Here is a 21,251-nt window from a genome sequence, read left to right on the forward strand (position 1 = left end):
TTTCAGGCGATACACGCAAAAGACGGATCATATCGGTTCGAGAGGCATAGAACCTCTCCCCGAAATCCCCGATTTCCTCGGTGATCTGTGATGCATAGCGCCGTAAGGGATGGTTGGATGAGCTGTGCAGTCAGCTATTCTACTGCACGTCACTCTCCAAAAGGTGTGTTTTAGTCGCTCGACAGCTGGATCCTTGCGGTTTGCGATGAACTCAAAAGGTTTCAAGATGATCATTCGGCCACACTAGGTGGTCGGTGTCAGGCGTCCCTTAATTACGCGAAGACCACGCAGAACTGAGATGTCCTCAATCGTCCAACGGTCGAAGAACAGCCTTTCGAGCGGAACAAGCTCTGCTGGCATCGGCCGTGGGTACGACCGATCGCGGTTGCCGGGTTGATTGCGAGCGCTCGGCTGCGATGGCCATCGCTCCTTCAGCACGTAGAGGCACAAGTAGCCGATGTTGCGGAGGCGCTTACGCTTCAGCACCACGCGTCTGTTGACCAGGTCACGTTCTTCGTCTGCCTGTTGCCTCGGTGACTTGTACTTTCGGAGCTTGCGGAGCGCATCGACGGCTGCGAGTTCACTGCCTGTGGCGAACCCGTGCCAGTGAAAGAGGAACAGGCCTTCCTTTTGCAGATAATCGCAGTCGAGGAAGAACACCGACCAGCCAGGGCCGGTGAGGCGCAGCTTCTTGCGGACCCGATCAAGGTCCGCCTTCAGCTGGCTTGCCCAGCGTCGCGGGTCAACGTGTAGGAGTTCATCTGGACGCACATCGCCGCCGCGGAACGCCATGGTCGCGAACGTGACCTTCTGGCCTCGATGCTGCGCTCCCTCGACGAGCCGGTACAGGGCGCCTCCAACATGGAGCCGGACGTAGCCCTGCGTGACCTGCGACGCCCGCGACGGCGGCGCGGGTGCGTCACAGGCAACGCGGCCTAGCTTCCGCGCGAGGTCTAGCACCTCGAAGAAGTCGCAGTTTGTGTGCGAGGTCGAGGGGGCCAGGCCAAGCTGAAGCGCCATCCTTTTGTCGCGCAACACGCGTGAGCGGAGAGAGCCGAAGTCGGAGCGGCGCGACAGATCATATCGCCCGCGCTCGCGGCGAAGATTCTTCAAACCGGCGCCGCTCATCGAGGGGTGCTCACTTGGAGGCTACGCGTGACCGGCGCACCTTCAGCGTGCTTTGCAGCGTCGAGGCTGCGGTGATCAGCAAGGGGCATCACTTAGCCTTCTCGCTGCCATTCGCGAGCAGCGCATCGATGCTCGCCACCGTGATCAAGGTGCGACCCAGCACCTTTACCTTCTTCAGCTTGCCCTGTGCGATCAGGTTATACGCGGTCGTGCGGCCGAGGTCGGTCATCGCCGAGAAGGTCGCGATCGACACTGCGATCGGCTCTATGGTTCGTGTTGGCATCTGTAGGTCTCCGTCGTTGGCGGCTTGCCCGCTGAAGACCTTTTCTCATTGACGTACTGTTTGCGCAGGAGAGCTATCGGGTAGAGACCGAGTAAGAACGGGTATTATCTGAGCGCTGTGCTAAAGCTCGCAGAACCGGTTCCAAATCCTCCTCACTGGCTCTTTAATCGAGTCTTCGCTGAGAGCGTTGTCGCCCATTGCCGCTATTATGTCTTCTCGAAGCGCGGCTTGCGATCTGATTTGTCCGGGAACCAAATTTCCGTCCCTGGCGATCTGGATCACCTCAAGCCAAAATGCTTCCCAGCGGTAGAAGTCAGTTCGACGACCACCTTTCGTCGGTGAACTTTTAGTGAGCGTTTCAGGATTTGCTGGTTGCTCTAAATCATCTTTAAAGAAACTGACGCCCTTGTAGTAGATAAACTCCCGCGGCTTCAGCGATATGGTCACAATGAAAAAAGACTCAGGCCAGATCCACGAGTCAACATCGTCCGCCCATCGTACAGATTGCCGGAAATCCGACTGGACCTCTTCTTCAGGATCATGGTCTGCAGGCTCTCCAGTCGCGCTCTCCCAGGAGGCATTCATGTCAACGTGATCGGCACCCCAAGCCTCAGCAGCACGAGCTCGCAGTTTTCCGTCGCGGAGCATCTCGGCCAGAGTGTCTTTTGCGATCGCGCGACCGCCCAATCGGCCTTCCACCATCTCGAGAGCGTCGCTCGCGCTGATCCACTCATTGTCAGAGGCCATATCAATCCCTTCGAAAAGCAATGCCCTAGAGCTAGTTACCATGGCTCGCAGCCGTCAATGGCCGGCTCGAGGCAGCAAGCGCGATGTGCAGCTGGAGTGTCGTGTGAAGGACGTGCCCGTAACGCGCACTGCGCTATCGATGCTGTCCATGGGGCAGGACGACATTGCGCTTCAGCATGAGCATCTGCATTGCCGGCGAGCTCAAGCCTACAAGCCTCGTTCGTTCGCACATGCTCACAGGCGTGTGCGCAAAGCCAATCAGGAAGTGGGCACCGCCGTGGGCATGGCATGCCGCTAAGCGTCTAAGTTGCTTTAAAGGCTAAAGAATTGGCGGAGACGGAGGGATTCGAACCCTCGGTACAGTTTCCCGTACGACGCTTTAGCAAAGCGTTGGTTTCAGCCACTCACCCACGTCTCCGGGCCGGCAGAGGCGCGGCTATAGCGGCGTCTTTCGGGGCGATCAACACCACCGCCGCGGTTCGGATCGGCGCGCCGCCGCCGCGCGCCGTCGCATGCGTTCATTGCCGTGACAGCCATGCTACGGTTAAGATGGGCGAACGGGGTGCGCCCGGGGGAGTTTTTCAGTGATGCGCAAGTTGATGGTCGCCCTAGGGCTGGTCGCCACGATGCTGAGCGGGGTAGCACCGGCGCAGGTGCGCACGATCGATCCGAACCAGACGATCGACGGGGACCTGCAGGGTGCGCGCGTCCCGCCGCCGCCGCGGGCGCAGCAGCCATCGCGCACGGCAACGCCGCAGCCGCGCGCGTCGACGCCGACCTATCGCGAGCCGACCTACGCCGACGACGCGGCGCCCGACGCGGCCCGTCCGCCGGCGCCCACCGCCCCCGCGCAGCAGAGCGAGCGTACGCCGGCGCAGGAGCAGCGCGCCGAGGCGACGACGCAGGCCGCCACCACCTTCAAGCGCGACGATCTGATCGGCGCGGGCGAGGGCGTGTTCGGCAAGGGCGCCGAAGGCTTTGCGTCGATCATCGAGAAGATCCTGAGCGAGCAGGGTGAGCCCAACGCCTATATCGCCGGGCGCGAGGCGGCGGGCGCGTTCGTCGTCGGGCTGCGCTACGGATCGGGGATCATGACGCACAAGGTGGAAGGGCAGATGCCCGTCTACTGGACCGGGCCGTCGGTCGGCTTCGACGTCGGCGGCGATGCCAACAAGGTCTTCGTCCTCGTCTACAACCTCTACGACACCGCCGAGCTGTTCCGGCGCTTCCCCGCGGCGGAGGGGCGGCTCTATTTCATCGGCGGGTTCGCCGCGACGTATCTGCGGCGCGGCAACGTGGTGCTGATCCCGGTGCGGCTCGGCGTCGGCTACCGCGCGGGCGTCAACGTCGGCTATATGAAGTTCACGCCCAAATCGACCTGGCTGCCGTTCTAGGCGAAGCGCGGCGAGCGCCACGGTGGCGCTAACTCGCGCAGGCCCGGCCGGCGGGCGCCAACAGCGCCCGTTCGACGGCGCGGCTGCACCGCGGCGCGCGCCCGCCCTACCCGCTCCTAAGCGACCAACCGCCACCCCAGCGTCTCACCGGCATGGAACGGCACCACCGCGGTATCGCCCTCGCCCACCAGCGCCGGCACCAGCGTGTCGACCCGCTCGAGCGTCACCGTCCCGCTATTGAGCGGCAGGCCGTAGAAGCGCGCGCCGTGCTCGCTCGCGAACCCCTCGAACCGATCGAGCGCGCCTTCAGCCTCAAACACCGACAGGTAGCTTTCGAGCGCGAACGGCGCGTTGAAGATGCCCGCGCAGCCGCAGCCCGATTCCTTCGCGCCCACGACGTGCGGTGCGCTATCGGTCCCGAGGAAGAACTTGGGCGAGCCCGATACCGCCGCGGCGCGCACCGCGAGGCGGTGGCGCTCGCGCTTCGCCACCGGCAGGCAATAGGCGTGCGGACGCAGGCCGCCGTCGAAGATCGCGTTGCGGTTGATGATGAGGTGCTGCGGCGTGATCGTCGCGGCGACGGTGTCGGGCGCGGCGGTCACACAATCCGCCGCATCGGCGGTGGTGATATGCTCGAGCACGATCCGGAGCGCGGGAAAGTCGCGCACCAGCCGCTGCAGCGTGCGATCGATAAACACCGCCTCGCGATCGAAGATGTCGATGTCTCGGTCGGTCACCTCGCCGTGGATCAGCAGCGGCATACCGATCGCCTGCATCCGCTCAAGCACCGGGGCGAGCGCGAAGATGTCGGTCACGCCGTGCGCCGAATTGGTCGTCGCGTGCGCGGGATAGAGCTTGCACGCGGTGAACACACCTTCGGCATGCCCCGCGGCGATCGCGTCGGGGTCCGCCGCGTCGGTGAGATAGCAGGTCATCAGCGGCGTGAAGTCGCACCCCTCGGGCAGCGCGGCCACGATCCGGTCGCGATAGGCGCGCGCCGCCGCCGCGTCGGTCACCGGCGGGGTGAGATTGGGCATGATGATCGCGCGGGCGAACTGGCGCGCGGTATGCGCGGCGACCGCCTGCAGCATCGCGCCGTCGCGCAGGTGGACGTGCCAGTCGTCGGGGCGGCGGATCGTGAGGCGCTCGGTCATGCCACGCGCGATAGCCGGCACCCGCCGGCTTGTGAATGACGCCCGCGCGCCTAGCTTGGCGGGATGACCGATGCCGCCCCCGCCCCGCCTGCCGAGACCCCCGCGACGACGCTGGCCGATCGCGCGCTGATCCGCCTGTCGGGCGCGGACGTGCGCGGCTTCCTCCAGGGGCTCGTCACCAACGACGTCGCCGGGGCGCTACCGGTGTGGGCGGCGCTGCTGTCACCGCAGGGCAAGGCGCTGTTCGACTTCATCGTCTGGGCCGACGGCGACGATCTGCTGCTCGATGCCGAAGCAGACCAGGCGGACGCACTCGCCAAGCGGCTGACGCTCTATCGCCTGCGCCGCCCGATCACGATTGCGCGCGACGATGAGCTGGCGGTGCACTGGTCGCGCGGCGGCGACGTGGGCGTCCCCGATCCGCGCCTCCCCGATCTCGGGCGGCGCTGGATCGCCCCCGCGAGCGCCCCGGCAGCGGGCTGGCACGCGCATCGCCTCTCGCTCGGCGTCACCGAGGGCGTGGCCGAGCTCGGCAGCGGCGAGACGCTATGGCTCGAATGCAACGCGCGCGAGCTGGGCGGCGTCAGCTTCGCGAAGGGCTGCTACGTCGGGCAGGAGAATACCGCGCGGATGAACTATCGCTCGACGGTCAATCGCCGGCTGGTCGTCGCACCGCTCGCCGAAGCCGGGCCGCGGACACGCGCGCGCCACCCCGATCTCGGGATGATGGTGGAGCATCGCCGCGTCGAAGCGCTCGGCGATGCGCTTCGCCCAGCGTGGCTTCAGGCAGCGCTGACGGTCGCCGCGCCATCCGATTAGCCCGCGACCATCCCGAACGGCACGACGCGGTTGGTCTGCGTGTGCCCGATCTCCGCCGGCCCCAGGAACGGCACACCCATGTTGGCGCACCACCGCGCGATCATCGCCGCCAGCGTCTCGCCCCAGCGTGGGCTGTTGTCCTTGACGTCGGTCACGGCGCCTAGCCGCACGCCGGCGATGCCGCGCAGCTGCGTCGCGTTGGCCATCGTGAACAGCAGCCGGTCGACATTGTACAGCGGCTCGGACACTTCCTCGATCAATAGCTCGTGATCGGTAAGATCGGGCAGCCACGGCGTCCCAATCAGCGCGCCGAGGATCGCGAGATTGAACGCCGCCGCCGGCCGTTTGCCGAGGCCCGGCTCGAGCCCCTGCCGCTCGCCGCGCGCGATCCAGCCCAGCGCGCGCGCCACCGTCGCATCGCCGCCGCCCGATCGACGCATGATGTCGATCGGCATCGGTCCGTGCGCCACCTGCCCGATCCGCCGCGCGTAGAGCGCGCCGAGCAGGAAGCCCATATCCGAATAGCCGACGTATTTCTTGACGCGCGCGGCGGCGTTGAGCTGCGGCATCACGCGCGCCAGGATCCGGTTCGATCCGTAGCCGCCACGCGCAAACCAGATCGCGCCGAATGCGGCATCGTTGGCGAATTCGAGGAACGCCGCCGCGCGCCGCGCATCGGGGCCGGCGAAATGCCCGTCATTCTCCCAGCATTGGGGATGGAAGACGAGCTCGACCTCGGGATAGGCGATCGCGGCGAGCGCGGTCAGCGGCGCGACCATGTCGGGGTTCGCGGTGTTCGCCGGCGCGACGATGCCGATCTTCACGCTGCGATGCTCATGCTGGCGCCTTTGTCATCTGTTCCGGCGCCTTCACCTTGCCCGATCCCGCCCGCGGCGATAGCGCGCCGCCATGCACGACGGCAACATCGCGAACGCCCGCTTCTTCTTCGTCGGGGTCGGCGGATCGGGGATGATGCCGCTTGCGATGATCCTCGCCGGGCGCGGCGCGATCGTGGCCGGCTCGGATCGCGGGCTCGATCAGGGGCGCGTACCGGCGAAGTTCGACGATCTCGCCGCCAAGGGCGTCGCGCTGTTCCCGCAGGACGGCAGCGGCATCGTCTCGCCCGACCAGATCGTCGTCGCCTCCGCCGCGGTCGAGGCGAACGTCGCGGACATCGTCGCCGCCGACCGGCTCGGCTGCCGCCGCATGACGCGCGCCGAGCTCAACGCGACGCTGTTCAACGCCAGCCGCGTGCCGATCGGCGTCGCGGGCACCAGCGGCAAGTCGACCGTCACCGGCATGATCGCGCGCATCCTCCACGATGCGGGCCGCGATCCGACGGTGATGAACGGCGCGGTGATGAAGGATTTCGCGCGTGCCGATCGCCCCTTCGCCAGCGCGCTCGTCGGTAGCGGCGACGCCTATGTCAGCGAAGTGGACGAGAGCGACGGATCGATCGCGCTCTACCGCCCTAGGATCGCGGTGCTCAACAACGTCAGCCTCGACCACAAGTCGCTCGACGAACTGAACGCGCTGTTCGCCGCTTTCATCGGCGCGGCGGGGATGGCGATCGTCAACGCCGACAATCCCGATGCCGCCGCGCTCGCGCTGCCGCTGCCACGCGATCGGGTGACGACCTTCTCGCTCGGCGGCGACGCCGATCTCGTCGCGCGCGAGATCGTCGAGGAGCCGTTCGCGGTCGGCTTCACGCTGCGCGACGCGCGCGTGCGGCTGCAGGTGCCCGGGCGGCACAACGTGTCGAACGCGCTCGCCGCGATCGGCGCCGCGCTCGCCGCGGGCGTGCCGTTCGACGCCGCGGTCGCCGCCATCGCCGCATACACCGGGCTGAAGCGCCGCTTCGATCTCGTCGGCACGGCGGGCGGCGTCGCGGTGATCGACGATTTCGGACACAACCCGGACAAGATCGCCGCAACGCTGGCGACACTCCACGCCTTTCCCGGCCGGCTCCTCGTCCTGTTCCAGCCGCACGGTTACGGGCCGTTGAAGGCGATGCGGCGCGAACTCGTCGAAACCTTCGTGCGCGGCCTCAATCGCAACGACCTGCTCGTCCTCCCCGATCCCGTCTACCAGGGCGGCACCGTCTCGCGCGAGGTGACGAGCGCCGATCTCGTCGGCGACATCGCAGCGGCGGGCGGCGCGGCGCGCCACGTGCCCGATCGCGCCGCCGCCGCCGCGCATCTCGTCGCCCAGGCGCGGCCCGGCGACCGCATCGTCGTGATGGGCGCGCGCGACGATACGCTGCCACTGCTTGCCGCGGAGATGGTGGCGCAGCTCGCCGCACGTGATAAGGTCGCATGACCAGCCACCAAGGAGAGCACCGATGATCCGCCGCCTGTTCCTCGACCACCCCGCCTCGGTCGGCGAGAGCTACGTCGAGCATTTCGGCGTCGCCTCGCGCTTCGGCGTGCGGATGGTGGCAGGCGGGCTCGGCGCGCTGGTCCACGGCGTCCTGCCCTTCGCGTGCAAGTCGACCGGCAGTCGCACGATCGCGATGCTCCACGCCGAGATGGTCGCCAAGCGGACGGCGAAGCGCGACGCCGAAACGCAGCTCAAGACGGTCGAATACGTCATCTGAGCGTGGGCGCGCGGTAATGAGCAGCGCGGCACGATCGATCGATATCCGTCCGCTCGCAGCCACCGATCTCGGCGCGGCGGTGGCGATTCAGGACGCAACCTATCCCGCTTTCCTGCGCGAGCCGGCGACGGCCTTCGCCAGCCGCCTCGCGCTCGGGGCGAGCTACTGCTTTGCGGCGCATATCGACGGTGTGCTCGCGGGATATCTCCTCGCGCATGGCTGGCAGCGTGAAGCGCCCCCGCCGATCGGCGCCGCGCTGATCGACGATGGCGCGCGCGACGTGCTGTTCATCCATGATCTGGCGGTCGCGTCGGCGGGACGCGGCACGGGAATCGGCCGCGCGCTGGTGGCGCAGGGCATCACCGCCGCGGCGGTCGATGGGATCACGGCGGCGGAACTGATCGCGGTCGAGGGGGCGAGCGCCTTCTGGGCCATGCTGGGCTTCGCACAGGCGCCGACCAGCCCCGCGCTCGCGGCCAAGGTCGCCGACTACGGCCCGCACGCCAGGTGGATGACGCGAGCGATCGGGCTCACGAGCCAACCCGACGGCCTCGCCTGACGTCTCTCATCCGCTCGTCGGGGTTTCGCCGATCCGTCCGCTCCCCTACATCGCGCGGCGATGACCGACGCCCCCCGCGCCGCCAGCGCGCCCCGCCCCCAAACCCGCCCGCGCCTCGCCTACCACCTCACCGAAGGCGCCGGGCCGACGATCGTCTTCCTCCCCGGCTATGCCTCCGATATGGAAGGTACCAAGGCGCTCGCGCTCGAGCGCTGGGCGAAGGCGAGCGGCCGCGCCTTCCTTCGCTTCGACTATGCCGGTTGCGGCGCGAGCGAGGGCAAGTTCGAGGATCAGTCGCTCGCCGACTGGCGCGACGATGCGCTGGCGATGATCGATCAGGCGGTGACGGGGCCGGTCGTGCTCGTCGGCTCGTCGATGGGCGGGTGGATCATGCTGCTCGCCGCGCTCGCCCGCCCGGATCGCGTCGCGGCGCTCGTCGGCATTGCGCCCGCGCCCGATTTTACCGACTGGGGCTTCAGCCAGGACGAGAAGCTCTACATCCTCCAGCACGGCCGGCTCGAGCGGCCCAATCCCTACGGCCCCGCCCCCACCGTTTACACCCGCCGCTTCTGGCAGGCGGGCGAGGCGAGCCGCGTGATGCACGGCCCGATCGCGATCGACTGCCCCGTCCGGTTGCTTCACGGCCAGCGCGACCCTGACGTGCCGTGGGCGCAGTCGACGCGGCTCGCCGAGCTGCTGCGTACCGGCGACGTTCAGCTGACGCTCGTCAAGGACGGCGACCACCGCCTGTCGCGTGACGCCGATCTCGCGCTGCTGATCCGCACGGTGGAGGAGGTATTGCCATGATGCTGATCGCGCTTGCGCTACAGGCCGCGGCGCTGCCGCCGAGCGAAAGCTGCGCCGCGCTGATTTCGACCGACGCCGTCGCGGCGGAACGGCGCGCGAGCGGCGATCGCAGCGTCGACGGGCGCGCCTGCCTCGGGCTCGCGCTCGTCGCGCAGCAACGCTTCGTCGACGCCGCCCCCGCCTTCGAAGAGGCCGCCAAGGCCGCTGAGCTGAAGCGTGACGGCAACGCCGCCCGCTATTGGGCGCAGGCGGGCAATGCGTGGCTCGCGGGACAGAACCCGGCCAAGGCACGCGCGGCGCTCGACGCGGCGCTGGCGGCGGGCACGCTCGATGGGCTGGAGCGCGGAGAGGCGGCGCTCGATCGCGCGCGCGCGCTCGTCGCCGCGGGCGACACCAAGGCAGCGCGCGCCGACCTCGACCTCGCGCTGGTCGATGCGGCGGACGATCCGCTCGCCTGGCTCCTCTCCGCGACGCTCGCGCGGCGCACCGGCGACATGACGCTGGCGAAAAATCACATCGCCGAGGCGTTGCGCCGCTCGCCCGACGACGCGCAGGTGCAGCTCGAGGCGGGCAACATCGCCGCACTGGCAGGCGACGAGGCGAGCGCACGCGCCGCGTGGGAGGCGGCGGCGCGGATCGCCCCCGATCGGCCGGCGGGCCAATCCGCCGCTCGTGCGTTGACGCAGTTCGCCGCAGCCGCGACCAAGTAACCACGGAGGACCAATGCGCTATCTCCACACCATGATCCGGGTCGCCGATCCGGAAAAGACGATCCGCTTTTTCGAGGTGCTCGGCCTCAAAGAAGTCCGCCGCACCGAGAGCGAGGCGGGGCGCTTCACGCTGATCTTCCTCGCCAGCCCAGACGACATGAACGGCCCGGGCGAGCGCGCGCGTGCCGAGGTGGAACTGACCTACAACTGGCCGCCCGAAGACGGCAGCGCGCCCGAGGAATATACCGGCGGGCGCAATTTCGGGCATCTCGCCTATGATTGCGACGATATCTACGCGACGTGCCAGGCGGTGCTCGACGCAGGGTACACCGTCCACCGCCCCCCGCGCGACGGGCACATGGCGTTCGTGAAGTCGCCCGATGGCATCTCGATCGAGCTGCTGCAATTGAACGGGCGCAAGCCGCCGCAGGAGCCCTGGGCGTCGATGCCCAACACCGGCAGCTGGTGATGGCGGTGCCCGCGCCCGCAATGTCGACGGGGACGGGACGGTTGATCGTCAACATCGACGTTCCCGATCTGGCGCGGGCGCAGGCCTTCTACTGCGGCGTGTTCGGCCTCACACCGGCACGGCGGCTCGGGCCCGGCGTGCTCCAGCTCGTCGGGCTGGACGCGCCGATCTACCTGCTCGAGGTGGACGACGGCAGCCGCGCAAGCGACCAGCCGCCGGCGCGGCGCGACTATCGTCGCCACTGGACCCCGGTTCACCTCGACGTCGCGGTCGACGATCTCGACCGCGCCCGTGCCGCGGCGATCGCCGCCGGCGCGCGCGACGAGGGCGGGATCCGCTAGGCCGCCTATGGCCGCATCGCCAGCTTCGCCGATCCGTTCGGCCACGGTTTCTGCTTGATCCAGTTCAACGAAAGGGGCTATGATGCCATCGCCACTTGAGATCGTCCGCGTCCCCGTCCTCAGCGACAATTACGCCTGGCTGGTGCACGATCCCGGCAGCGGGACGACGATGGCGCTCGATCCGGGCGAGGCGCAGCCGCTGCTCGATGCTGCGGCGGCACGCGGCTGGGCGATCGGCGAGGTGTGGAACACGCACTGGCACCCCGATCACGTCGGCGGCAACGCCGCGATCGTCGCCGCGACCGGCGCGCGCGTGATCGGGCCCGAGGCCGAACGCGGCAAGATCGGGCACCTCGATGTCGGGCTGAGCGAGGGCGACACAGCGACGCTCGGCGATCACGTCGCCAAGGTGATGACCGTGCCCGGCCACACGCAGGGGCATATCGCGTTCCACTTCGCGGGCGACGGGGCGATCTTCACCGGCGACACGCTGTTCGCGATGGGCTGCGGCCGCCTGTTCGAAGGCACGCCGGCCGACATGTTCGGCAACATGCAGCGCTACGCCGCGCTGCCACCCGAGACGCGCGTCTTCTGCGGGCACGAGTACACGCTGTCGAACGGCCGTTACGCTCTGGTCGCCGAGCCAGACAACGCCGCGGTCCGCGAACGGATGGTTGAGGTGGAACGGCTACGCGCGGCAGGCGAGCCGACCGTGCCGATGACGATTGGCGCGGAGCTCGCGACCAACCCGTTCCTGCGCGCGCGCAGCGTCGAGGAGCTCGCCGAGCGACGCCAGGCGAAGGATGTTTTTCGCGGCTGACCGCTTATATCGAGGGTGGCGGGGCAGGAGTGACGACGATGCGTAAGATGCTGCTTTACTTTGCTATTCCCGCGCTGGCCGGCGGCGCGGTGATGACCGCTGCGACTGCGACCGACAGCCGCCCCGGGCCGCTTGCGCGCGAGCAGGCGCGTGTTGCCAGCGATCTCGCCCGGCTGACGCCGCGGCCCGACGTCGACTGTATCGACACGCGCCGCAACGACGGGTCGCTCCGCGCGGTCGGCCGTCAGTTGATCTACCGCCAGAACCGCAACAAAATCTTCGTCAGCAACACCGCCGGCGGGTGTGAGGGCGTAGCGCGCGGCGACGTGCTGGTGACGCGGCAGTTCGGCACGCGGCTGTGCCGGGGCGATATCGCGCAAACGGTCGATCGCACCGTCGGCTTCCCGACGGGCAGCTGCGCGATCGGGCGGTTTACCCCCTACACCAAGCGCTGACCCCGCCCTCCCCTCCGAACCCGCGCCCTCCAAACCCGGCCCGCATCGCGCGGGGCGGGACTTGGTGCTAGGCCGCTGCGATTGCCGCCCGGCGAGGCGGACGATCAATCGGAGTGCACCATGTCCAACCCAACCGAAGCCGATCTGACCGGCGTCGAACCGCGCGTGTCGCCCAAGGCGGAAGTCGAGCAGATCGGCGGCCGCAAGCTCAAGCCAGCCACGCTGATGATGGGCCACGGCTTCGATCCCGCACTGTCAGAAGGCTCATTGAAGCCGCCGATCTTCCTCACCTCGACCTTCGTCTTTCCCAATGCCGCCGCCGGCAAGCGCCATTTCGAAGGCGTAACGGGCAAGCGGCCGGGCGGCGCCGAGGGGCTCGTCTACTCGCGCTTCAACGGCCCCAACCAGGAGATCCTCGAGGATCGCCTCGGCGTGTGGGAGGATGCGGAGGACGCACTCACCTTCTCCAGCGGCATGTCGGCGATCGCCACCTTGTTCCTGTCGATGACCAAGCCCGGCGACACGATCGTCCATTCGGGCCCGCTCTACGCCGCGACCGAGACGCTGATCGCGCGCATCCTGGGCAAGTTCGGCGTCAAGTGGCTCGATTTCCCTGCCGGCGCGACGCGTGCGGAGATCGACGCGGTGCTGACCGAAGCGGCAACCGGCAACGTCGCGCTGATCTACCTCGAAAGCCCCGCCAACCCGACCAACGCGCTGGTCGATGTCGAGGCGGTGGCGGCCAGCCGCGACGCGATCTTCACGGGCGAAAACAAGCCGCCGATCGCGATCGACAACACGTTCCTCGGCCCGCTGTGGCACAAGCCGCTGCGCCACGGCGCGGATATCGTCGTCTACAGCCTCACCAAATATGCCGGCGGGCACAGCGATCTCGTCGCCGGCGGCGTGCTTGGGTCGAAGGAGCACATCAACACCATCCGGCTGATGCGCAACACGATCGGCACGATCTGCGATCCAAACACCGCCTGGATGCTGCTGCGCAGCCTCGAGACGCTCGAGCTGCGCATGAGCCGCGCGGGCGAGAATGCCGCCAAGGTATGCGAATTCCTCGCCGCGCATCCCAAGGTGGAGAAGGTCGGCTATCTCGGCTTTCTCGAGCGCGGCGAGGACAAGCGGCAGGCGGATATCTATCGCCGCCACTGCAGCGGCGCGGGATCGACCTTCTCGCTGTATCTGAAGGGCGGCGAGGCGGAGGCGTTCGCTTTCCTCGACGCGCTAAAGATTGCCAAGCTCGCGGTGAGCCTGGGCGGTACCGAGACGCTCGCCAGCCACCCGGCCGCGATGACGCACCTGTCGGTGGCTGACGCGCGCAAGGCGGCGCTCGGCATTACCGACAATCTCGTGCGGATCTCGATCGGGGTCGAGGATGCGGACGATCTGATCGCCGACTTCGCGCAGGCGCTCGACGCGATCCCGGCCTGAGCAACAAAAAAGGGCCCGGTACTTTCGTACCGGGCCTTAGTGCGTCCGCAGGAGGAACATCGGTGGGGTGCCGGCCGCGGCCGGCACCCGATCGGGTCAATAATTGTAGGCGCGCTCGCCATGCTCGTTGATGTCGAGGCCCTCGGCCTCGACCTCGGCGGAGGGTCGCAGGCCGATCGTGGCCTTGAGCGCGAGGAACAGGACGGCGCTGACGACGCCGGTCCACAGCACGGTGGTGCCGACTGCCCAGATCTGCGTCATCACCTGACCGCCGAGATCGTAGACGCCCGCCTTGGCGACGGGCGCGGTATAGTCGATCCAGCCCTGCCCGCCGAGCGCGGGGTCGGCGACGATGCCGGTGCCGATCGCGCCGACGATGCCACCGACGCAGTGGATGCCGAACACGTCGAGCGTGTCGTCATACTTCAGCGCGTTCTTCACGGTGGTGACGAAGACGAAGCACACGCCCGAGGCGACCGCGCCCAGGATGATCGCGGTGCCCGGATGGGCGAAGCCCGCGGCGGGGGTGATCGCGACGAGCCCGGCGACGACACCCGAGGCACCGCCGAGCAGCGACGGCTTCTTGTGCACGACCTGCTCGATCACCGCCCAGGTGACGCCGGCGGCGGCGGTCGCGGTGAAGGTGTTGATGAAGGCCAGCGCCCCGAACGCATTCGCCTCGAGCCCGGAGCCCGCGTTGAAGCCGAACCAGCCGATCCACAGCAGCGACGCGCCGATCATCGTCATCGTCAGCGAGTGCGGCGGCATCGGCTCGGCCTTGTAGCCGCGGCGCGGGCCGATGATGATGCAGCCGACTAGTCCCGCGATCCCGGCGTTGATGTGCACCACCGTGCCGCCCGCGAAATCGAGCGCGCCCCAGCCCCACAGCAGCCCGCTGTCGTCGGGTGCGGCCGGCAGGAAGTCCGGGCCCGCCCAATACCACACCATGTGCGCGAGCGGGAAATAGGCGAGCGTCAGCCAGCCGACGACGAACAGGATCAGCGGCGTGAACTTCACCCGCTCCGCGAACGCGCCGACGATCAGCGCGGGGGTGATGCACGCGAACGTCATCTGGAAGATGACGAAGACGTATTCGGGCAGGTAGACGCCGTTGGAGAAGGTGGCGGCGTACGTCGACGGCGAGACGCCCGCGAGGAACGCCTTGTCGAGCCCGCCGAACAGCTTGGGGAACGGCGTACCGGTGGAGGTAAAGGCCATCGAATAGCCCCAGCCGAACCACACCAGCGCCGCGACGCACACGATCGTCAGCACCTGCATCAGCACCGACAGCATGTTCTTGGTGCGCACCAGCCCGCCGTAGAACAGCGCCAGCGCAGGCACCGACATCATCAGCACGAAGGCCGACGCGACGAGCATCCAGGCGACGTCGCCCTTGTTGACCATCTCGGCGGTGGGAACGAACGGCGTGGCCGCCGCGGCGGCGGGCGCGGCGGCATCGGCGACGTTGCCGGCCGCGTCCTGCGCCCAGGCGGGCAGCGCGGCGAACAGCGCCGCCCCCGTCCCGGCCGCGATGCGGGCAGCGCCCGCGAGATTGCTAAGCTTCATACCCACCCCTCTCAAAGCGCCGTGTCGTCGGTTTCGCCGGTGCGGATGCGCACCGCCTGGCCCACGTCGAGGACGAAGATCTTGCCGTCGCCGATCGCGCCGGTGTTGGCGGAGGACTGGATCGCCTCGACCACCCGGTCCGCGAGGTTCGCCGCGCAGACGACCTCGATCTTGATCTTGGGCACCATGTTGGTGCTGTATTCGGCCCCGCGGTAGATTTCGGTTTGCCCCTTCTGGCGACCGAAGCCCTTGACCTCGCTGACCGTCATCCCCGCCACGCCGATCGCGGTCAGCGCCTCGCGCACCTCGTCGAGCTTGAACGGCTTGATGATGGCAATGATCAGTTTCATCGCGCCCCCTTCGCGTTACCCGCAAGGATGCTTCGCAATGCGCGTGCCAATCCGTACGCCGCCGCTGTCAGCAGCCGCAGCCGCGCGGAAGAAGGTTAAGACACGTTAGTTTTTGTGCAGCCGCGAGAAACTGCCTGAATTTTAGGCAATGTCGACGATCGCCCGTGCGGCGGGCAAATCACTTTCGTCGACCATCACGCGCACCGGGATGAGCAGCCAGCTCCCCTCGACGATCGAGGTGGCGCCATCAAAGGCGATCGCGTCGATCCCCTCGCTGTCCAGTCGCGCGACGATGATGTTGGCGAGGTTGCGGTCGTACCGCCCGAGTTCGACGAGACTCATGACGCGGTCAGCGGGGCACGGGACATGACGGCGCAACGCATGGCGCGCGGCGATGGCGCATCGGCAATCACCGACAGTCAGGCAGGCGCGGGTAGTCAGGCAGGCAGGGCGTCGGGCACGCGCGTCGGCAGTCCGTCGATGCTAACGCCCTCGTGCCCGCGCCAATAGGCGAGGCGTTCGTCGTCCGAATATTTGGCGTTGTACTTGTTGAGCGTCTCGCGCGGGTGATCGAGCGTCATCTGCGGCACGCCCCAGCCGCACGATGTTTGCACTTCGTCGATCGCGACGACGAAGATCTGCCGCGTGCCGGGCAGCGGCGTGAACTGCGCGTGCAATCCTTGCCACTCGGCATCCTGCGGCAGCACCGCGCGGCCGCGGCCGTAGATGCGAAAGATCAGCGCCGGCTGGTCGAAGGCGCAGAACATGATCGTGATCCGCCCGTCGGCGAGCAGGTGCGCGTTGGTCTCGTTTCCCGATCCCGCCACGTCGAGATAGGCGACGGTGCGCTCGTCGAGGATGCGGAAACTGTCCATCCCCTTTGGGCTGAGGTTGATCCGCACGCCCGCCGCGGCGGTTGCGACGAAGAACACCGGCTGACGCGCGATGAAATCGCGATGCGCGGGCGTAAGGGCGGGGAAGAACTCGGCCATGATCGATGCTCCGCGCGTTGACGCGCACGGTCGGTGCGCATAGCTTTCGCGCATGAAACATGATCGCGTCGTTTCCGGCAAGCGAAAGTCGGTCAACCTCTCAATCGATACAGGCGTGATCGCCGCGGCGCGTGATGCAGGGATAAACCTTTCCAAGGTCAGCGAGGCCGCAATTCTCGCGGCGACGCGCGCCGAGCAGGCCCGCCGTTGGAAGGAAGAGAACAAGCCGGCGATGGAGGACTGGAACCGCTGGCTCGAACGGAACAGGATGCCGTACGCCGAACACCGGCTGTGGTGATGGCGCGCTTCGACGTTCACCTAATGGCAAGCGGCGATCTCGCGCTCGACTGCCAGTCGGACCAGCTCGAATATCTGGCGTCGCGCTTCACCGTGCCGCTCGTGCCGGAAAGCGAAACGGCGTCACGGATCGCTCCCCTACATCCGACCTTCGAGGTGCGCGGCGAGCGGCTGATCATGGCGACACATCTCGCCGGCGCGGTGCCGGTCCGCGCCCTTGGCACGGCGATCGCCTCGCTCAAGACGCACGAATATGAGATCCAGCGCGCGCTCGATACGCTGACCGGCTACTGAACCCGCTTCCTCAGGCAGCAGTGCCGCCCACTGTCAGCCCGCCGACCAGCAACGTCGGCTGGCCGACGCCCGCGGGCACGCTCTGCCCGCCCTTGCCGCACATGCCGATGCCCTCGTCGAGCGCGAAGTCGTTGCCGACACCCAGCACCTTAGTCAGCACCGTCGGGCCGTCGCCGATCAGTGTCGCGCCCTTGATCGGCGCACCGATCTTCCCGTTCTCCACCTTGTACGCCTCGGTGCACGAGAAGACGAACTTGCCCGACACGATGTCGACCTGCCCGCCGCCGAAGGATTTGGCGAAGATCCCGTTCTTCACGCGGCCCAGCAGCTCGGCGGGATCGTCGTTGCCGCCTTTCATGAAGGTGTTGGTCATGCGCGGCATCGGGGCGTGCGCGAAGCTCTCGCGCCGCCCGTTGCCGGTCGCCTCGACGCCCATTAGCCGCGCGTTGAGGCGATCCTGCATATAGCCCTTGAGAAAGCCGTCCTCGATCAGGATCGTCTCGCGCGTCGGCGTGCCCTCGTCGTCGATCGTCAGCGACCCGCGGCGGTCACGAATCGATCCGTCGTCGACGACGGTGACCCCGCGCGCCGCGACCTGTTCGCCGATCCGATCGGAGAAGGCGCTCGTTCCCTTGCGGTTGAAATCACCCTCCAGCCCGTGGCCGATCGCCTCGTGCAGCAAGATGCCGGGCCAGCCGGGGCCGAACAGCACAGTGAACTCGCCGGCGGGCGCGGCTACCGAATCAAGATTGACCAGCGCCTGCGCCAGCGCCTCGTCAATCGCGCGGTTCCATGTCGCTGCGTCGAACAGCGAGTCGTAGAGGTAGCGCCCACCGATCCCGAACGTGCCCGTCTCGCGCCGGCCGTTCTGCTCGACGACGATCTGCACATTCAAGCGCACGAGCGGGCGGACGTCGGTCGCGACGAAACCGTCAGGGCGCACGATCTCCACCACGCTCCACGTGCCCGACAGGCCGACCGAAACCTGCGCGACGCGCGGGTCGCGCGCGCGCGCCGCCGCGTCGATCGTCTGGCACAGATTCACCTTGTCGGCGAAGGGCACGAGATCGAGTGGATCGCCGTCGGTGTAGAGCCGCTGATTAGTGCCGGCGGGCGCCGCCGCCTTCGGCCCGGTCGACGGATCGATCAGCTGCATCGTCTCCGCCGCGCGCTTGATCGCGGCTTCGGACACCTCGCTCGCGTGCGCGAAGGCGGTCATCTCGCCCGAGACGGCGCGTAGGCCGAAGCCCGAATGCGTATCGTAGCTCGCCGTCTTCAGCCGTCCGTCGTCGAATCCGAATGCCTCCGACTTGCGATACTGAAGGTACAGTTCGCCGTCGTCGGCCCGCCCGAGCGCGTCGGCAGTCAGCGCCTTCGCCGCCTCGGGGTCGAGCGCGTCGCGGTACAGGAACGAGCGGGGATCGATTGCGGTCATGGCAATGAATGTAGGGCGTGCGCCGCCCAACGCAAACGATCCTTGCCGCGCGCCTTAGCGCCGCGCCGTCTCGGTCGCCGGTGCCGCGTCGACGGCAAGCGCCATCGCCGTCGCGGTGCCGCTCGCTGGGCGCAGTTCGAGCCAGTCGGTCCGTTCGTTGACGACGAGCAGCGCGACGACGAGCAGGCCGATTACCAGCGCGAGGAGCAACGGCGCGCGGCGCGACGCGGCGGGGGAAGGATCACGCATCTTTGTCTCCGGATCAAAGGATGCGCGGCCAACGTCCATCACCGCCGCGGCGTTTCGCGCGGCGAACCACAGTGACAATTCGTCACACGGCGTTCAGCGATCGGCCAAATTCCCGCTTTGTCGCGCCGTCGCGGGCGGCTCAGCGCCCCGCGCCGTCACCGTGATCGCGCAGTGCCGCCTGCTCCGCGCCGTCCGCCGCGCCGCCGATCAGCACGAAGCGCCGGTCGCAATAGCCGCAGTCGACATAGCCCGTCTCGTCGATCTCGAGCCACACGCGCGGGTGGCCGAGCGCGGCGGGAAGCCCGTCATGCGCGCCGTCACAGGCGACACGGTGCTGCGAAACGCGGGTGGTCTGCGGAGGCGCGATCATGCGGCCCGCGTTAGCAACGCGGCCCGGCGCTAGCAATCGCCTGCGCACGGGCCTAACGCTCCGGCCATGAGCGACGCGGCGATCTCGATCAAAGACCTGTGCAAGACGTACGAGGGCGGCAAGCGCGCGCTCGATCGCGTCAGCTTCGATGTGCCGCAGGGCACGATCTTCGGGCTGCTCGGCCCCAATGGCGCGGGCAAGTCGACGCTGATCAACACGCTCGCTGGGCTGGTCAACAAGACCAGTGGCACGGCGTCGATCTGGGGGTTCGACATCGATGCCCATCCGCGCAACGCCAAGGCATCGATCGGCATCGTCAACCAGGAAATCCTGTTCGATCCGTTCTTCACCCCGATCGAGACGCTGGAGATCCAGGCCGGCCTCTACGGCATCCCGAAGAGCGAACGCCGCTCGATGGAATTGCTGCGCGCGGTGCATCTCGACGACAAGGCCAACGCCTATGCGCGCACGCTGTCAGGCGGCATGAAGCGCCGGCTGATGGTCGCCAAGGCGATGGTGCACTCGCCCCCCGTCCTCGTCCTCGACGAGCCGACCGCGGGCGTCGATATCGAGCTCCGCCAGCAATTATGGGCCTATGTCCGCGAATTGAACGCGGGCGGCGTCACCGTCGTGCTGACGACGCACTATCTCGAGGAAGCCGAGCAATTGTGCGACCGGATCGCGATCATCAATTACGGCCAGGTCGTTGCCAACGAACCGACCCGCCAACTGCTCAGCCGCGCACAGGAAAAGGTCGTCGCGGTGACGGTGGATCGCGACGTCGCCGCCCCGCCGGAAGCGATCTGTTTCGAGAAGGTGGCGCTGGCAGGCGAGCGGACGCTCGAGATCACCTATTCGAAGGACAAGGTGAACGCGGGCGAAGTGCTTGCCGCGGTGCAGCAGGCGGGGTTCGGCATCGTCGACGTCTCGACGCGTGAGGCGGATCTCGAGGACGTGTTCCTCAGCCTGACGCGCAGCCCCGCCTGAGATCGGCGGCGCACGCCCGCGCTCAATGCTTCTTGGGCTTGAAGTGCAGCAGGCCGACGATCACGCCGCCGATGACGATCCCGACCACCGCCGACAGTGCGGCATAGACGACCCATTCCGCCACCGGGCCGATCGCCGGCAGCGTTTCGCGCGCGCCGAGCGAGGCGTGGTGGATCCATTCGGGCAGCGGCGTCAGGTGGAAATGCTCGAGCCCGTGGACGATGATCTGCCCGCCGACCCACAGCATCGCCACCGTCCCGATGATGCCGAGCGCCTTCAGGATAACCGGCATCGCCGAGACGAGCCCGCGCCCGAACGCCTGCGCGCCCGCGCCCTCGCGCTGCGCCAATGCCAGTCCGATATCGTCCATCTTCACGATCAGCGCGACAACGCCATAGACGCCGACGGTGATCGCGACCCCGACGAGCGCGAGCGCGATCGCCTGGTTGACCAGGCTCTGGTCGGCGAGTTCGGCAAGCGCGATCGCCATGATCTCGCCTGACAGGATCAGATCGGTGCGGATCGCGCCCGAGACCTGGCGATCCTCCAGTTGCTTCGGGTCAGTGATCTCAGCCGCCGCCTCGTCGTGGTGGCCGCCGGTGAACGCCTCGAGGATCTTCTCGCTCGCCTCGAAACACAGATAGGCGCCGCCCATCATCAGGATTGGTGTGATCGCCCAGGGCGCGAAGGCGGATAGGAGCAGCGCGGCGGGCAGCAGGAACAGCAGCTTGTTGCGCAGGGATCCGAGCGCGATCTTCCAGATGATCGGCAGTTCGCGCGCGGGGCTGAGCCCGGTGACGTAGCGCGGCGTGACGGCAGTATCGTCGATCACCACGCCGACCGCCTTCGACCCCGCCTTCGCGGAGGCCGCCGCGACATCGTCGAGGCTTGCCGCGGCAAGCTTGGCGATCGCTGCGATATCGTCGAGCAGCGCGACTAGGCCTCCGGCCATCCGGTCATTCCCCTTTTGCGAACGGTGCAGGCCC

At 67.7% G+C, this 21,251-nt stretch carries 28 protein-coding genes and 1 tRNA gene; 15 read left to right on the forward strand and 14 right to left on the reverse strand.

Annotation, left to right across the window (positions count from 1 at the left end):
- Nucleotides 1-243: 243 nt before the first annotated feature.
- The 4 genes from F1C10_RS11735 to F1C10_RS11750 all read right to left on the reverse strand — a co-directional run bounded on the left by F1C10_RS11735 (nucleotide 244) and on the right by F1C10_RS11750 (nucleotide 2,576).
- A complete protein-coding gene (locus F1C10_RS11735) occupies nucleotides 244-1,128 on the reverse strand; it encodes a hypothetical protein (protein WP_185206394.1) in 885 nt (294 codons plus the stop codon).
- Nucleotides 1,129-1,216: 88 nt separating this feature from the next.
- Nucleotides 1,217-1,411: a helix-turn-helix domain-containing protein gene (locus tag F1C10_RS11740; protein WP_185206395.1), complete on the reverse strand. Its 195-nt coding sequence runs from the start codon at nucleotides 1,409-1,411 to the stop codon at nucleotides 1,217-1,219.
- 120 nt (nucleotides 1,412-1,531) lie between these two features.
- Entirely contained in the window at nucleotides 1,532-2,158 is a 627-nt protein-coding gene (locus tag F1C10_RS11745) for a hypothetical protein (protein ID WP_185206396.1), read from the reverse strand.
- 328 nt (nucleotides 2,159-2,486) lie between these two features.
- A tRNA-Ser gene (locus F1C10_RS11750) sits at nucleotides 2,487-2,576 on the reverse strand.
- Between the two features lie 169 nt (nucleotides 2,577-2,745).
- Here F1C10_RS11750 and F1C10_RS11755 point away from each other — a divergent pair.
- A complete protein-coding gene (locus F1C10_RS11755) occupies nucleotides 2,746-3,552 on the forward strand; it encodes a DUF1134 domain-containing protein (RefSeq protein WP_185206397.1) in 807 nt (268 codons plus the stop codon).
- A 116-nt stretch (nucleotides 3,553-3,668) separates the two neighbouring features.
- On the opposite strand, the gene pyrC is transcribed toward F1C10_RS11755, so the two are convergent.
- A complete protein-coding gene (gene pyrC, locus F1C10_RS11760) occupies nucleotides 3,669-4,706 on the reverse strand; it encodes a dihydroorotase (protein WP_185206399.1) in 1,038 nt (345 codons plus the stop codon).
- A 63-nt stretch (nucleotides 4,707-4,769) separates the two neighbouring features.
- Here pyrC and F1C10_RS11765 point away from each other — a divergent pair, with 63 nt between their 5' ends.
- Nucleotides 4,770-5,525, forward strand: a complete 756-nt coding sequence (locus F1C10_RS11765; protein WP_185206401.1) for a folate-binding protein YgfZ — start codon at nucleotides 4,770-4,772, stop codon at nucleotides 5,523-5,525.
- Here F1C10_RS11765 and F1C10_RS11770 read toward each other — a convergent pair.
- On the reverse strand, nucleotides 5,522-6,349 hold the full coding sequence (locus F1C10_RS11770; protein ID WP_185206402.1) for an LD-carboxypeptidase: 828 nt from the start codon (nucleotides 6,347-6,349) through the stop codon (nucleotides 5,522-5,524). The genes F1C10_RS11765 and F1C10_RS11770 overlap by 4 nt on opposite strands.
- A gap of 85 nt (nucleotides 6,350-6,434) precedes the next feature.
- Here F1C10_RS11770 and F1C10_RS11775 point away from each other — a divergent pair, with 85 nt between their 5' ends.
- The 10 genes from F1C10_RS11775 (at nucleotide 6,435) to F1C10_RS11820 (ending at nucleotide 13,725) form a co-directional block, all read left to right on the forward strand.
- Nucleotides 6,435-7,844, forward strand: a complete 1,410-nt coding sequence (locus F1C10_RS11775) for a glutamate ligase domain-containing protein (protein ID WP_185206404.1) — start codon at nucleotides 6,435-6,437, stop codon at nucleotides 7,842-7,844.
- 22 nt (nucleotides 7,845-7,866) lie between these two features.
- Entirely contained in the window at nucleotides 7,867-8,121 is a 255-nt protein-coding gene (locus F1C10_RS11780; protein WP_185206406.1) for a DUF6356 family protein, read from the forward strand.
- A 16-nt stretch (nucleotides 8,122-8,137) separates the two neighbouring features.
- On the forward strand, nucleotides 8,138-8,680 hold the full coding sequence (locus F1C10_RS11785) for a GNAT family N-acetyltransferase (protein WP_185206408.1): 543 nt from the start codon (nucleotides 8,138-8,140) through the stop codon (nucleotides 8,678-8,680).
- Between the two features lie 60 nt (nucleotides 8,681-8,740).
- Entirely contained in the window at nucleotides 8,741-9,487 is a 747-nt protein-coding gene (locus F1C10_RS11790; protein WP_185206409.1) for an alpha/beta hydrolase, read from the forward strand.
- Entirely contained in the window at nucleotides 9,487-10,197 is a 711-nt protein-coding gene (locus F1C10_RS11795) for a tetratricopeptide repeat protein (protein ID WP_185210211.1), read from the forward strand. The genes F1C10_RS11790 and F1C10_RS11795 overlap by 1 nt, the downstream gene beginning before the upstream one ends.
- Before the next feature lie 13 nt (nucleotides 10,198-10,210).
- Nucleotides 10,211-10,666 carry a VOC family protein gene (locus tag F1C10_RS11800; RefSeq protein WP_185206411.1) on the forward strand — a complete coding sequence of 152 codons (456 nt, stop codon included), beginning with the start codon at nucleotides 10,211-10,213 and terminating at the stop codon, nucleotides 10,664-10,666.
- Nucleotides 10,666-11,007 (forward strand): VOC family protein, encoded by a 342-nt coding sequence (locus F1C10_RS11805; protein ID WP_219729749.1) that lies wholly within the window; start codon nucleotides 10,666-10,668, stop codon nucleotides 11,005-11,007. Before F1C10_RS11800 ends, F1C10_RS11805 begins: the two co-directional genes overlap by 1 nt.
- An 82-nt stretch (nucleotides 11,008-11,089) precedes the next feature.
- On the forward strand, nucleotides 11,090-11,827 hold the full coding sequence (gene gloB / locus F1C10_RS11810) for a hydroxyacylglutathione hydrolase (protein ID WP_185206413.1): 738 nt from the start codon (nucleotides 11,090-11,092) through the stop codon (nucleotides 11,825-11,827).
- A gap of 38 nt (nucleotides 11,828-11,865) precedes the next feature.
- Complete coding sequence (locus tag F1C10_RS11815; RefSeq protein WP_185206415.1) at nucleotides 11,866-12,282, forward strand: hypothetical protein; 417 nt, start codon at nucleotides 11,866-11,868, stop codon at nucleotides 12,280-12,282.
- 120 nt (nucleotides 12,283-12,402) lie between these two features.
- Nucleotides 12,403-13,725 (forward strand): cystathionine gamma-synthase family protein, encoded by a 1,323-nt coding sequence (locus tag F1C10_RS11820; protein ID WP_185206416.1) that lies wholly within the window; start codon nucleotides 12,403-12,405, stop codon nucleotides 13,723-13,725.
- 96 nt (nucleotides 13,726-13,821) lie between these two features.
- Here F1C10_RS11820 and F1C10_RS11825 read toward each other — a convergent pair whose 3' ends face one another.
- The 4 genes from F1C10_RS11825 to F1C10_RS11840 all read right to left on the reverse strand — a co-directional run bounded on the left by F1C10_RS11825 (nucleotide 13,822) and on the right by F1C10_RS11840 (nucleotide 16,633).
- Nucleotides 13,822-15,291: an ammonium transporter gene (locus F1C10_RS11825; protein ID WP_185206417.1), complete on the reverse strand. Its 1,470-nt coding sequence runs from the start codon at nucleotides 15,289-15,291 to the stop codon at nucleotides 13,822-13,824.
- 11 nt (nucleotides 15,292-15,302) lie between these two features.
- Nucleotides 15,303-15,641, reverse strand: coding sequence for a P-II family nitrogen regulator (locus tag F1C10_RS11830; protein ID WP_085809919.1), 339 nt, complete (start codon nucleotides 15,639-15,641; stop codon nucleotides 15,303-15,305).
- A 141-nt stretch (nucleotides 15,642-15,782) separates the two neighbouring features.
- Nucleotides 15,783-15,983, reverse strand: coding sequence for a DUF2007 domain-containing protein (locus F1C10_RS11835; protein WP_185206418.1), 201 nt, complete (start codon nucleotides 15,981-15,983; stop codon nucleotides 15,783-15,785).
- A gap of 95 nt (nucleotides 15,984-16,078) precedes the next feature.
- Nucleotides 16,079-16,633 carry a pyridoxamine 5'-phosphate oxidase family protein gene (locus F1C10_RS11840; protein ID WP_185206419.1) on the reverse strand — a complete coding sequence of 185 codons (555 nt, stop codon included), beginning with the start codon at nucleotides 16,631-16,633 and terminating at the stop codon, nucleotides 16,079-16,081.
- Nucleotides 16,634-16,685: 52 nt separating this feature from the next.
- Between F1C10_RS11840 and F1C10_RS11845 the strand changes: the two genes are divergently transcribed.
- Nucleotides 16,686-16,931 (forward strand): type II toxin-antitoxin system CcdA family antitoxin, encoded by a 246-nt coding sequence (locus F1C10_RS11845; RefSeq protein ID WP_185206420.1) that lies wholly within the window; start codon nucleotides 16,686-16,688, stop codon nucleotides 16,929-16,931.
- Nucleotides 16,931-17,224, forward strand: coding sequence for a CcdB family protein (locus F1C10_RS11850; RefSeq protein ID WP_185206421.1), 294 nt, complete (start codon nucleotides 16,931-16,933; stop codon nucleotides 17,222-17,224). Before F1C10_RS11845 ends, F1C10_RS11850 begins: the two co-directional genes overlap by 1 nt.
- 10 nt (nucleotides 17,225-17,234) lie before the next feature.
- Here F1C10_RS11850 and tldD read toward each other — a convergent pair whose 3' ends face one another.
- The 3 genes from tldD to F1C10_RS11865 all read right to left on the reverse strand — a co-directional run bounded on the left by tldD (nucleotide 17,235) and on the right by F1C10_RS11865 (nucleotide 19,278).
- On the reverse strand, nucleotides 17,235-18,659 hold the full coding sequence (gene tldD / locus F1C10_RS11855) for a metalloprotease TldD (RefSeq protein WP_185206422.1): 1,425 nt from the start codon (nucleotides 18,657-18,659) through the stop codon (nucleotides 17,235-17,237).
- Nucleotides 18,660-18,713: 54 nt separating this feature from the next.
- Entirely contained in the window at nucleotides 18,714-18,908 is a 195-nt protein-coding gene (locus F1C10_RS11860; protein ID WP_185206423.1) for a hypothetical protein, read from the reverse strand.
- A 139-nt stretch (nucleotides 18,909-19,047) separates the two neighbouring features.
- Complete coding sequence (locus tag F1C10_RS11865; protein WP_185206425.1) at nucleotides 19,048-19,278, reverse strand: zinc-finger domain-containing protein; 231 nt, start codon at nucleotides 19,276-19,278, stop codon at nucleotides 19,048-19,050.
- A 66-nt stretch (nucleotides 19,279-19,344) separates the two neighbouring features.
- Here F1C10_RS11865 and F1C10_RS11870 point away from each other — a divergent pair, with 66 nt between their 5' ends.
- Complete coding sequence (locus F1C10_RS11870) at nucleotides 19,345-20,265, forward strand: ABC transporter ATP-binding protein (RefSeq protein WP_185206427.1); 921 nt, start codon at nucleotides 19,345-19,347, stop codon at nucleotides 20,263-20,265.
- Nucleotides 20,266-20,287: 22 nt separating this feature from the next.
- Here F1C10_RS11870 and F1C10_RS11875 read toward each other — a convergent pair whose 3' ends face one another.
- The gene (locus tag F1C10_RS11875) at nucleotides 20,288-21,217 is read right to left on the reverse strand and encodes a DUF808 domain-containing protein (RefSeq protein ID WP_185206429.1); all 930 of its coding nucleotides are present in this window, start codon (nucleotides 21,215-21,217) and stop codon (nucleotides 20,288-20,290) included.
- Nucleotides 21,218-21,251 lie beyond the last annotated feature (34 nt).

Source organism: Sphingomonas sp. NBWT7 (assembly GCF_014217605.1).
Classification (GTDB): Bacteria; Pseudomonadota; Alphaproteobacteria; order Sphingomonadales; family Sphingomonadaceae; genus Sphingomonas.